The following is an 11,696-nucleotide window of genomic DNA, read 5'->3' on the forward strand; positions in this document are numbered from 1 at the left end:
GCATTTTCATGCCACTTAAGAACTCAAACTTTCAGATTTCGAGCTAGATTTCATTTTGACAATTTAACCATCGGGCAGGAGACGCAGTATATTACTCTCAGCGCCGGTCAATTTACCGGGCATATGGATATCCTGAAGCATCATCAAAGCTATGACGTACAGGTTTTTGCAATGGATCAAGCATTAGTTCTGTCATGCTCGACGCTTTTTCTGACGGACAATTTCTTGCGAGGGTCAAGGATCGTCAAAGATATGGCAGCGCTCGATATCTGCAATGTCGTCGATATCGTCGACCCGGAGCAGATCTGCAGCCGACGTGAATCTCATGCATTTAAGGCGATCGTCAGCGATGTCTCATTCATAAATTCCTCTACCATTGGCGCTCTCCGTCAGCATCTCGATCGTTTTCAAGAGAGTCGGCCACCGCTATTCTGCTTGCTCCATGAAAGCGCGGCTCGGAGCAGGGTCCAAGCTCATGCTCTCGGTGCATTTCAAACCCTGCCAGCGAGCCGCGCTGCCCGACTGCTCCCGGCGGCGTTGTCGATGGTAGGTGTCGCGATTGCCCACCCACCCGAAAGCCTATCAATCGACAGGAAGGTCGCGCTGGCAAACGCCGCCCTCATCCGGCTTTTTCATGTAGCCGGTTCCGGCGGGGGCGTGACGCTACAAGCTCTCACGGCTGCGGGTGCGATCGTCGAGACCGCATTGTGCAGCAGCAACATCCGGGGGTGGCTGGAGGTCGTGTGGCAGTTCGACAACGCCACTCACCAGCATTGCCTTCTCGTCGCGGGTCTGGCGGCTGCCTTCGGACGGCAACTCGGTATGAGCCGAGCCGACTGTCAGCGTCTCACCCACGCCGCGCTTCTCCACGACCTCGGAAAATCGCGGATCCCGATCGCTATCTTGAACAAGCCGGGAAGGCTCAACACCATAGAAACCGCCATCATGCATGAGCATCCCGCACTCGGCCATGCGATGCTCGGGGGCCAGGGCTTCTCCGAGGATATTCTCACCGTCGTGCGCTCGCACCACGAGTACCTCGATGGCTCCGGCTACCCGGATGGTCTGACTGGCACGGATATTCCGGACCTCGTTCGTCTCGTCACCATCTGCGATATCTTCGGCGCATTGATCGAGCGCCGCTCCTACAAGGAACCAATGCCGGGCGTGAAAGCGTATGCCATCCTCGAAAGCATGACCGGCAAGTTGGATATGGACCTTGTCCATGCCTTCCGACCGCTCGCGGAACTCGCGGGCTGACGGCATCCGATTATGGCTTCGGCGGGTGGACGCAGGCGCACTGAACAGCCGATTCATTTCCATCCCGCTCGATTGTTTTTCACGGATCGATCTGGCGACGCCGACACGGGCCGTCCTTGATCCAGCGCAAAGCCGGCGCCTCACGATTGGATCAAGGTTTGGGGAACCGGTCCGAGAACTTCACCCGGACGTCCGGAGACCCCGATGACAGCCTTCACCCTGCCGAGCGCGGTCGATCTCGCGCGAACGCAATTCGCCCTGACGATCGTCTGGCACTTCCTGTTCCCCGCCTTCACAATCGGCTTGGCGAGCTTCCTCGCCGTGCTGGAAGGCCTGTGGCTCCGTAGCGGCAAGGCGGTCTATCTCGACGCCTACCGCTACTGGCTCAAGGTCTTCGCCGTGGCCTTCGCCATGGGCGTCGTCTCGGGTCTGGTGATGAGCTACCAGTTCGGTACCAACTGGTCGGTCTTTGCCGACCGGACGGCGCCGATCCTCGGGCCGCTCCTCGGCTACGAGGTGCTCACCGCCTTCTTCCTCGAGGCCGGATTCCTCGGCGTCATGCTGTTCGGTCTGGAGCGCGTCGGTCCGCGCCTCCACTTCCTGGCGACCTGCCTCGTCGCCTTCGGCACCCTGACTTCGGCCTTCTGGATCCTGTCCGCCAATTCCTGGATGCAGACGCCGACCGGCCACGTGCTGGGGCCGGACGGTCGCTTCGCGCCCGCCGACTGGTGGGCGATCGTCTTCAACCCGTCGTTTCCCTACCGCTTCGCCCATACGGTGACGGGGGCCTACCTCACCACCGCGATGATCGTCGGCGCGGTGGGGGCGTGGCACCTCCTGCGTGAGCGGGCCAACCCGCGCGCCCGGGTGATGTTCTCCATGGCCATGTGGATGGCCGCCATCGTCGCGCCCGCGCAACTCGTCATCGGGGACATGCACGGCGCCAACAGCTACGAGCACCAACCCGCCAAGGTCGCCGCCATGGAGGGACATTTCGAGACGCAGCGCCGGGCACCTGCATACCTGTTCGGCTGGCCGGATGCGGCAGCCGGGGAGACGCGGGGCGCCGTCGGCATCCCGGGCCTCGCCAGCCTCTACCTGACGCACGAGCTCGACGGCGAGGTGCGGGGGCTCAAGAGTCTGCCGCGCGAGACGTGGCCGACCAACCTACCGCTGGTGTTCTGGTCGTTCCGGATCATGGTCGGCCTCGGTCTCCTGATGATCGCCCTCGGGCTCGGCTCCCTCTGGCTGCGCCAACGCGGGCGGCTCTACCAGACGGCCTTGTTCCACCGCTTCGCCGTGGCGATGGGACCGTCCGGGCTCATCGCCGTCACCGCCGGCTGGACGGTGACCGAGACCGGCCGCCAGCCCTTCACCGTCTACGGCCTGCTGCGCACCGCCGACAGCGTCTCGCCGGTCGCCGCCCCCGCCGTCGCCGCCTCCCTCGCGGCGTTCGCTGTGGTCTACCTCGCCGTGTTCGGGGCGGGCATCTGGTATCTCCTGCACCTCTTCAACCAGACACCCCACGCCCACGAGCCGGGGCCACCCACCGGCCAGCCGATCCGCACCGCCGGCATCACGCCGGCGCCCTCGCTCGACGCTCCGCGTCCCGGCGGCGGCCGTCCCGCCATCCAGCCCGCGGAGTAGTACCCATGTCCCTCGACCTCACCCTCATCTGGGCAATCCTCATCGCCACGGCGGTCTTCCTCTACGTGGTCATGGACGGGTTCGATCTCGGCATCGGCATCCTGTTCCCGACCTTTCCCGAGAAGGCCGACCGGGACGTCATGGTCAATACGGTGGCGCCGGTCTGGGACGGCAACGAGACGTGGCTGATCCTGGGCGGCGGCGGTCTGTTCGCGGTGTTCCCCCTCGCCTACGCCACCCTTCTGCCGGCGCTCTACATCCCGATCACCCTGATGCTCCTCGCCCTCGTCTTCCGCGGTGTCGCCTTCGAGATGCGGTTCCGGGCGGCCTCCGCTCGAGCTCAGACGGCATGGGACGCCGCCTTCGCCCTCGGCAGCTACGGAGCGGCGTTCTGCCAGGGGATCTGCCTCGGGGCCCTCGTCCAGGGAATCCGTGTCGAGGGCCGCGCCTATGCCGGCGGCTGGTGGGACTGGCTGACGCCGTTCTCCCTTCTGACCGGCCTCGCCCTCGTGGCGGGCTACGCCCTCCTCGGGGCCTGCTGGCTGATTTGGAAGACGGAAGGGGTGCTGCAGCTGCGGGCCTTCCGGCTCGCGCGAGCGCTCGGGTTCGCCACCCTGTTCGCCATCGCTGCCGTGTCGATCGCCATGCCGTTCCTCAGCCCGGCCTTCCGCGGCCGCTGGCTGACTTGGCCGGCCATGGCCCTGGCCGCGCCCGTGCCGCTCCTCGTCGCGGCCCTGGGGTGGCGCTTCCTGGCGGCCCTCGACCGGAGGGAGGAGGTCGCTCCCTTCCTGTGCAGTCTCGGTTTCTTCCTGTTGTCCTATATCGGGCTCGGCATCAGCCTGTTCCCGATGATCGTGCCGCCGACGGTGACGATTTGGGATGCCGCCACCCATCCGAGCAGCCAGCTCTTCCTGCTCGTGGGCACGGTGGTGCTGCTGCCGATGGTGCTGGCCTATACCGGCTACGTCTACTGGCTGTTTCGCGGTAAGGTCACCGCCGGCGCGCCCGGGTACCATTGAGGAGAGGCACCATGGCCATCGCCCCTCCCATCCGCCGCCTCGCCTGGTTCGTGGCCCTTTGGGCCGGCGGCATCGCCGGCCTGACGGCGATCGCGCTCCCGCTCCGGTGGCTTCTCAAGACCGTCTGACTTTCCTCGGCCTTGATCCATCTCAAAGCGCCCTCCGCAGGACCGGTGCATCCTTCTCTCATCGCGACAACGAGAGACGATCATGACCTTAGCGATCGAGACGGCCGGCCTCGCTTCCTCCGGCCGAGGCAGAATGCCCAGGAGGGCTCAGGCGCGAAAGCTTGCCCACGTGAAGCCCGGTGATCTGACAAATCCGCAACCGGTGCCTTCGGCCCTGGCTGGCGGCGTCCCCGGACGGATCGAGGACGGCTTCCGCGGCGCGGATATCGGCAGCCTCCAGGCCCTCTTCCTTGCCGTCGCCGCCTCGATTCTCCTCACCGGGCTACTCTGGGTGGTGCTCTGAAGCCGCGGCGCATTGCGCCTGACGACCGCGGCCGATCCGATAGGCAATGGGATCATGTCCGCGGCCCTCTGCAATCACGACGATTCCATCGAGCCGGCAGACCGGCCAACGGAGGCGGACATGTCATACGCCAGTATCCTAGTCTCGCTCGACACAGGTCCCGATACGCCCGACAGGGCTCGGCTCGCCGGCGGAGTGGCCCTGCGGTTCGAGGCCACGCTGACCGGAGTCGCGGCCCGGAGGATTCCGTCGCCGGTCGCGGTCAACGACATCCATGAAGCCGAGGCCCTCTTCGTCGAAGAAAAGGCCAAGCTGGAGGAGGAGTTCTCGATCGTCAGGGCAATCTTCGACAGGAATGCCGGAGAAGCACGTGTCGACTGGCGCTCGGATGCGGTCGCTCCGGTCCCGTTTCTCGTCCAGCAAGCGCGTGGCGCGGATCTCGTGATCGTGGGTCGCCGCGGTATCGACGATGGGGATCCGGGAGATATGGGCGTCCTGCCCGGTCCGGTGCTGATGGAGGCTGGGCGCCCCGTCCTCGTCGTCCCGCCCCGGATCGAGCAGATCCAGGCCGCGCGTATCGTCATCGCCTGGAAGGATACGCCCGAGGCGCGCCGCGCTATATCGGGAGCGCTTCCCTTCATCAAACGGGCCGATCAGGTGTATGTGGTCACGGTCGGCGCCGATGCCCGTTTCGAGGGGGCGGAGGGCGTCGCCACACACCTCGCCCGGCACGGCGCCCACGTCACGACCCATTTGCTGGCAAGGTCGGATCTGGCTGCCGCCGATGAGATCCTGCGGTTCGCCGCACGACACGATGCCGATCTCGTCGTCATGGGTGCCTATGGCCATTCGCGGCTGCGGGAATGGCTGTTCGGCGGGGCAACCCGCGAGATCCTGCGGACGACGCCGGTCTGCTGCCTGATGAGCCATTGATGCGCCGGTTCACCGCTCTCGCGCTGGCGCTCATGGTCACCGGCCTGGATGCTCATGCGGAGGAGCCGCGCGTCCTGGACGCACACGAGAAGCGCGGCGAGGTCATCGCGCGGACCAATTGCGTCCGTTGCCACGCGATCGGGCGCGCCGGTCCCAGCGCCCTGGCGGAGGCCCCGCCGTTTCGCATGCTTCACCGGCGCTACCCCGTCGAGGATCTCGGGGAGGCGCTGGCCGAAGGCATCACGACCGGGCATCCGACCATGCCGGAGTTTCGTCTCGATCCCGATGAAGCGGACAACCTGATCGCCTACCTCAAGACGCTGGAGCGGTAGGCCGCCCGACGGATCGTCAGCTGGCGGCGAGGCGATCCAGCCGGGCCGGATCGATGAGGCGTACGCCACCCGGCACCACGAGGATCGTCCTCTCGCGGTCGAGGCGCGTGATGATCCGGCTGACCGTCTCGATCGTCAGGCCGAGATGATCGGCGATGTCCTGCCGCCCCATCGGAAGTTCGAGGGTCACGGAAGCTTGTCCGACCCGGGCATAGCGCTCGCGTAGACCGATGAGAAAGATTGCCACCTTTTCCTCGGCCGTACGCCGGCTAAGGAGGGTCATCTGGTCCTGCGCAAGTCTGAGTTCGTAGCCAGCGCGCTCATGCAGGCGCTCGAGGAGACTGGGCCGTTCCGCCACCAGGGCCTTGAACGCCCCGCGTTCGAATCGGCAGAGCCTGACCGGCGAAAGCGCTTCGGCCGTCACCGTGAACCGCTCCGCCAGGGCCAGGCCGAGGAAATCGCCGATGAGCGCGAAGCCCATGACGTGGCGACGCCCGTCGGGCAGGAGCCGGAAGAGGCGCAGCGTGCCTTCGGTAATGTTGTAGACGGCTCCCGCCTCCTCGCCCTGGGCAAACAGGGCCTGCCGCGGCGCCAGCTCGACCACCTGGCTGATGGCTTCGAGACCATCGAGTTCGTCGATCGTCAGTGCCGCACAGACGCTGATCAGACGCACTTTGCAATCGACGCAGCCGCCGGTGGAGCGCCCGTGATGGCAGCCGTCATCGTGAGCAGCGGGGTGTTCCGTCGGGCTCAGCATCTCTGAAGCCTCCGCACTATCGCCACGAAACGCCGATGATAGACGATCGACGGTGACAGCGGCGAACTAAAAACAATGGTTCCGGCTTGCTCAGGCCCATTCGCGGACGTGTTCCATCTGTGGACGCCCCCTGGGGCCACGCGGCGAAGTCCCGTCCCTTGGCGAAGGTCTCGGCCTCGGGAGCCAGGGCAATCAGTGCCGTTGCGGTAATGGGGCCGATGCCGGGGATGGTCATCAGCCGACGAGCCGGCTCATCCTCCCGGGCCCGGCGGGCAATCTCCCGGTCGAGTTCGGCGATGCGGCCATACAGGTCGGCCAGGAGGTCCAGCATCACCCGGAACATCGCTACAGCGGCAGGTGGAAGCAAGGAGCCCATCTCATCCTCCAGAGGATCGCCCAGCATCGCCATGTGGGGTGGGCCTTTCGGTGCGACCCGGCCATACTCGGTGAGATGTCCCCTAAGGGCGTGATCAGCTGGGCGCGTTACCGGACCAGAAGGTCGCCGGTCCGGAAGAGGAGAGCCAAGGCCTGCTGATGCACGCCCTGGTGGATTCGGCCGGCATACAGGATCGCGACGGAGGGGTTTGGGTGATGGCGACCCTGTTCGGGCTCTATCCGTTCCCGCTCAAGCTCTACGCCGACGGCGGCAATCAGGGCCCCCGCTTCCAGGCCGGCCTCCGCCGCGCTTGCCGGCAGGTCGATGTCGAGATCGTCAAGCGATCTGATCAGGCCAGTGCCGTCACGGCGAAGGGCTTCACCGTCCTACCCAAACGCTGGATCGTCGAGCGAACCTTCGCTTGGCTGAACCGCTGCCGCCGCCTCGCCAAAGACTGGGAATGCAACAGCCGAAAGGCCCTGGCCTTCTTCCACTGGGCCTCCGTCCGCCTCAGGATCCGAAAGCTCTGCCAGACCGTAAAATGATCCCGGACAGACTCTGAGAGCCATACCTCAGAGAAGACCACTTTGCAGGGGACAGGCCAGCGGCCATGTTCGCATTCGCAAAAAAAGACCTCGCCGCAGCCTGAAGGCCTCGACATGCGGGACCCCGACTATCGATGGCCGCTCAGAACAGGCTCTTCGCGGTGGCGGCCATGCGACCGTGTGCCGGTCGAGGCGCTTAGCCCTTTTGGTGCGGTACTGAGAGACCGGTAGTTTCAATCACATCGAGACCAGAGACCCGGCCCCCGCCGACGTCAGCGATCCTCGCTCAGCGTTCTCAAGGCGAAAATCTTCTGGTCGAGCGCGATCAGCATATCGATGACGGCATAGGACGCAGGTCCCCGATGCGCCATGTCCCACGCGAGAGCCTGCTTCTCTCGTTCCAGATCATCGATGAGCATGTCGAAACTGACCATGCCTGGAATACGCGGAAGCCAAGACAATGGTTTCACCTCCTGCGACGGGAGCCAAACGCAAGCGCCTTGAACGCACGATTCGATGCCGCGACAAAGGGGCAGACGGTAACTTTCTGTTAACGACGTGGTCGTTGAGCCGCGCCCTGGCTGCCACTTTGCGGATCACGAGATCGGGTTTCGAGCGGCCGCTCCGCGCCGTTGACCGCGTCCCTGGCCGAAACGTCATCCTCGCCGGCGCTCACCGCCCTATCTGTGCGCCGAGGTGCAACGGCGCACCGTTGGACACCGCATGGCCCTACCCCGCGACATCCTGAACATTCAGACGATCTACCACGAGCCCGCCGTCGCGAAGTTCGCGCGCGGGCTCGCGATCCTCGACCGCTTCCCTCATGCCGAGCGGATCGAGGTCCCGTCCCACTGGAACATCCCGAACCTGCACGGCAACGAAGGCTCCGCGGAGGATTGGCTGCGGATCAAGCGCTCGACCTTGGTGCTCGGTGTGAAGAAGGGCCTGACAATGCGGCCGAACGGGCGAAGCGCCCATTTCATCGCGCCCTCGACCTCGAATGGCTGCGCGATGGCCTGCGCGTACTGCTACGTCCCCCGGCGCAAGGGCTTCGCCAACCCGATCTCCCTCTTTGTGAACATCGAGCAGGTCTGCGCCGCGATCACCCGCCATGCCGCGCGCCAGGGGCCGTTGCCCGAGCCGGATACGGTGGATGCGGAGCGTTGGGTCTACGATCTCGGCGAGAATGGCGACCTCTCCGTGGACGCGACCCTGTCGGACAACGTGCGCGACATGATTGGGCTGTTCCGCGACCTCCCCAATGCCAAGGCCTCCTTCGCCACGAAGGCCGTGAACCGGGAGCTGCTCACCTATGATCCCCAAGGCAAGACCCGTATCCGCTTCTCGCTGATGCCGGAGCGGATCGCGAAGGTCGTGGATGTGCGCACAGCCCCGATGCATGAGCGCATCGCCGCCATCGACGATTTCGTGGCGGCCGGTTTCGAAGTCCACGTGAACTTCTCGCCGGTCATCCTCTACGAAGGCTGGGAGGCCGATTGGCGGGACCTGTTCACCGCCATCGATGATCGTATCGGCCCGGCGGCCAAGGCACAGCTCAAGGCCGAGATCATCCTGCTCACGCATAATGCGGATCTCCACGCGGTCAATCTGAACTGGCATCCCCGCGCGGAGGACCTGCTCTGGCGGCCCGACATCCAGGAGGGGAAACGGTCGCAGGGGGGCGGCGACAACCTACGCTATCGAACCGGCTGGAAGGGGCGATGGATCGCCCGCCTCAAAGATCATCTGGCCGAGCTGATGCCCTATTGCCACGTTCGCTACGCCTTCTGAAAGTGCCTCTCGCGCACTCGCTGCCCTCGTGTCGGCACCCCTTGAATGAACCGTCGCTCCCTCTGCGCGACCATGCCGAGCGTTGAAACTATGTGGCCCATTTCGCGCCGGGGTGGAGGCATGCGGATCGAGTACAGGGATGTCAGCAGCGCCGCTCAGCCTTGATGAATTCGGAATGCCTGCTTCCGCGAGCGCGCGGATGGCCGCATCCGCCTCTTCTCTTCGCAGGTCGTCCTCGTACTGGATGCGCTCAGCCGCGGCGAGGAGCGCCGGATCAAGGGTGGCGGCGCCGACGACCTCGCGAACCTGGCGCATCGACTTGCGCACGGCGTCGAGGAAGCCGCGGCTGGCGTTCTCGATGAGGTGCCAGCGGTCGGCGACCTGGATAGCCTGCGGCAAGGCACGGGCGATGGCCTCACCATATCCACCGCCACGGTCGCGGGCGACGATCTGGATCGAGGTGGTCTCCTTCAGCCAAGTCTGCGCGGTGGCCTGCTCGCGATCCGGTAGGAGCGCCACGATGCGGCGGCGTTCGAGATCGCAGACCAGGGTGCCGTAGCGGTGATTGCGTCGCCAGGCGAAGTCGTCGATGCCGATGACGGCGAGTGGATCAGACCATGTGGCCGCCCGACGGCGGATGACCCGCAGGAGCGTGTCGCGACTGACCGGCAGCATGAGGCGCTGGGCGAGACCCGCACCGGGCCGACCACCGAGGGCGAGGCCGAGGTGATGGACGATCTGCTCCAGCCGCGAGGTGCGTCGCGCGAAGGCGGGCAGGAACCCGTCGGGAAAGCGCTCGGCGAAGATCTTCCGCTCGCAAGTCGCCGCGTCGCACCGGAAGCGTCGTACGACGACTTGGGGCTCGACGCGCCGGCCACCGAGCGGCAGGCCGGCGGCACGACGCCGGTAGCGGCTTTGACTGCGACGCGAAGGGGTCCGGCAGTTTGGGCAGGCCGTCACCGCGGCTCCCGATCTCACGACCAGACCGATCCGGTCGGCGCCGACGTCGAGATGATCGCCGATCAATCCAGTGGGTACGAGGCTCGATGGCCGGAAGCGAGGGCGCATGCTGCGGCTCCATCATGGATATCCGCGACCTCAACGCCGTCGGCATCAGCGAGAGTGAGTCAGAGCCAACGTTGCACGCCGAAATACAATCTCGCCCGGAATGGTCCTGCGCCAGCGCCGCGAAGCCGATCCAGCTAGGGCCGACCCCACCTTCACACCGATCGAGTCCGGTATCCCGCGCGAGGCGCTCCGCATCGCCGCGGAGGTCTCACGACCAGGCACGTCCGCTGCGCACGACACGATCCTCCCCATGGTGCGAAGCCATAACCCGCGGAAGACCGTCTTTCAGAGTTGCAGGCCAAGTCGACCGGCTCGGTGGGCAGAAAGCGCGTCGCAACTGCTCCGACCCGAGCGCAACGAGGGGCATTGATCGGCATCGTGATGCCCGTAAACACTACGTTCTTAAATAAATACGATTCCTCTGTACATGTAATCGACGCGCAGTTGAGTCGTGATCCAGGCTTTTGCGGCCTCCAGTGAGGGAAACATCAAGCCCTGCTGGTCACAGGATCCGAATCCTTTGTCCAGATACCATCGCGGATGGTCGGTGTGGTTTTCAGGCTCCGACGAGCGGACCAAGATCGCAACGACCCTTCCGTCCGATATCCCGAGGCACGCATTCTCTTCGGACTCCGAGTCCCCAAGAAGAATGTGTTCGAAGCGCACGGAGGAAGACATAAGTCGTTAACCTAAATTAATAAAGGGTTTATGCTTCATGAATTGCCAAGTGTCGACCGTCTGACGTTCCTCGGAATCATCTATCATGTGTCGTTGAATGTTCACCATCCCTCATATGAGGGAGGCGCGAAAATCAATAAAATACCTCCGCCCTCACTCATATGAGGGATGTGCCGCCGGATTCTTTGTTCTATCCAACTGCCGCAATTCCCGCTCATGCGATGCGGATGAAGTCTTCGATTTGGTCCGATGGGGCATAAACTGTCTCAGGCTGGATGATACTTCATGGTGCCGCGTTTTTAGTTGGCTATGATCGAGCTCGATCGCTCGAAATCCGTCGTCGATTCAAATCTCTGGAGTGAAACGCCATGCCCCTCGCATTAGGCCCCACCGTCGTATCGATCGCTGCGGCTCAAACCGTTCTCGGCGCGACCTCCAACACCACGGAGGTGACCTTCACCTTCTCCGAGGCGGTGAACGGCTTCGATGTGGACGACGTCGTCATCCCCAACAGTGCCGGTTATCTGAGCGACTTTGACTCTGGCGACGGTGGTGTTGTCTGGACGGCCGTCTTCCATGCGGATCCGGGTTTCGAAGGCTTGACCACGCTGTCCGTCACCGACGGTTACAAAAATTCCAATTACGAGGACGGTCACGCTGGTGGCGCGCTCGATGCGACGGTCGACACGGTGGCGCCGACGGCGATCGTCGCCCTGGCGGCGGACTCGTTCAACATCGCCTCTCCGACCTCGACGGTGACCTTCACCCTGAGCGAGGCCTCGGCCGACTTCGAAGCGTCCGACGTGACTGTCTCGGGCG

The 11,696-nt window shown here is 64.5% G+C and carries 12 protein-coding genes and 2 pseudogenes; 10 read left to right on the plus strand and 4 right to left on the minus strand.

The features are described from left to right. Positions 1 to 123 precede the first annotated feature (123 nt). The 7 genes from K368_RS25905 (at position 124) to K368_RS0107070 (ending at position 5,662) form a co-directional block, all read left to right on the plus strand. Positions 124 to 1,260, plus strand: coding sequence for an HD domain-containing phosphohydrolase (locus K368_RS25905; RefSeq protein WP_081739526.1), 1,137 nt, complete (start codon positions 124 to 126; stop codon positions 1,258 to 1,260). A 204-nt stretch (positions 1,261 to 1,464) separates the two neighbouring features. Next, positions 1,465 to 2,907: a cytochrome ubiquinol oxidase subunit I gene (locus tag K368_RS0107045; RefSeq protein WP_027171772.1), complete on the plus strand. Its 1,443-nt coding sequence runs from the start codon at positions 1,465 to 1,467 to the stop codon at positions 2,905 to 2,907. A 5-nt stretch (positions 2,908 to 2,912) separates the two neighbouring features. After that, entirely contained in the window at positions 2,913 to 3,926 is a 1,014-nt protein-coding gene (cydB, locus tag K368_RS0107050; RefSeq protein WP_027171773.1) for a cytochrome d ubiquinol oxidase subunit II, read from the plus strand. An 11-nt stretch (positions 3,927 to 3,937) separates the two neighbouring features. After that, on the plus strand, positions 3,938 to 4,054 hold the full coding sequence (locus K368_RS26535) for a DUF2474 family protein (protein ID WP_155935044.1): 117 nt from the start codon (positions 3,938 to 3,940) through the stop codon (positions 4,052 to 4,054). A 169-nt stretch (positions 4,055 to 4,223) separates the two neighbouring features. Then, on the plus strand, positions 4,224 to 4,397 hold the full coding sequence (locus K368_RS26540) for a hypothetical protein (protein WP_155935045.1): 174 nt from the start codon (positions 4,224 to 4,226) through the stop codon (positions 4,395 to 4,397). A gap of 120 nt (positions 4,398 to 4,517) precedes the next feature. Then, positions 4,518 to 5,330 (plus strand): universal stress protein, encoded by an 813-nt coding sequence (locus K368_RS0107065; RefSeq protein WP_027171774.1) that lies wholly within the window; start codon positions 4,518 to 4,520, stop codon positions 5,328 to 5,330. 32 nt (positions 5,331 to 5,362) lie between these two features. Next, on the plus strand, positions 5,363 to 5,662 hold the full coding sequence (locus K368_RS0107070) for a cytochrome c (protein ID WP_155935332.1): 300 nt from the start codon (positions 5,363 to 5,365) through the stop codon (positions 5,660 to 5,662). 16 nt (positions 5,663 to 5,678) lie between these two features. On the opposite strand, the gene K368_RS0107075 is transcribed toward K368_RS0107070, so the two are convergent. Both K368_RS0107075 and K368_RS24150 read right to left on the minus strand, forming a co-directional pair. Continuing rightward, entirely contained in the window at positions 5,679 to 6,419 is a 741-nt protein-coding gene (locus K368_RS0107075; RefSeq protein WP_027171776.1) for a cyclic nucleotide-binding domain-containing protein, read from the minus strand. Positions 6,420 to 6,435: 16 nt separating this feature from the next. After that, positions 6,436 to 6,828, minus strand: coding sequence for a transposase (locus K368_RS24150; RefSeq protein WP_245259527.1), 393 nt, complete (start codon positions 6,826 to 6,828; stop codon positions 6,436 to 6,438). Positions 6,829 to 6,935: 107 nt separating this feature from the next. Here K368_RS24150 and K368_RS24155 point away from each other — a divergent pair. Continuing rightward, a pseudogene (locus K368_RS24155) lies at positions 6,936 to 7,340 on the plus strand (transposase); the annotation flags it as partial. A 272-nt stretch (positions 7,341 to 7,612) separates the two neighbouring features. Here the strand turns inward: K368_RS24155 and K368_RS26545 are convergent. Then, the gene (locus K368_RS26545) at positions 7,613 to 7,774 is read right to left on the minus strand and encodes a hypothetical protein (protein ID WP_155935047.1); all 162 of its coding nucleotides are present in this window, start codon (positions 7,772 to 7,774) and stop codon (positions 7,613 to 7,615) included. Between the two features lie 289 nt (positions 7,775 to 8,063). Here K368_RS26545 and K368_RS0107095 point away from each other — a divergent pair, with 289 nt between their 5' ends. Further along, positions 8,064 to 9,131 (plus strand): spore photoproduct lyase family protein, encoded by a 1,068-nt coding sequence (locus tag K368_RS0107095; protein ID WP_027171777.1) that lies wholly within the window; start codon positions 8,064 to 8,066, stop codon positions 9,129 to 9,131. Positions 9,132 to 9,302: 171 nt separating this feature from the next. On the opposite strand, the pseudogene K368_RS25910 reads toward K368_RS0107095, so the two are convergent. Further along, positions 9,303 to 10,199: pseudogene (locus K368_RS25910) on the minus strand (ISL3 family transposase); the annotation flags it as partial. Positions 10,200 to 11,245: 1,046 nt separating this feature from the next. On the opposite strand from K368_RS25910, the gene K368_RS27020 reads away from it, so the two are divergent. Continuing rightward, the coding region (locus K368_RS27020; RefSeq protein WP_036266046.1) for an Ig-like domain-containing protein at positions 11,246 to 11,696 on the plus strand (451 nt) is incomplete at its 3' end.

The organism is Methylobacterium sp. 10, from assembly GCF_000519085.1.
Taxonomy (GTDB): domain Bacteria; phylum Pseudomonadota; class Alphaproteobacteria; order Rhizobiales; family Beijerinckiaceae; genus Methylobacterium.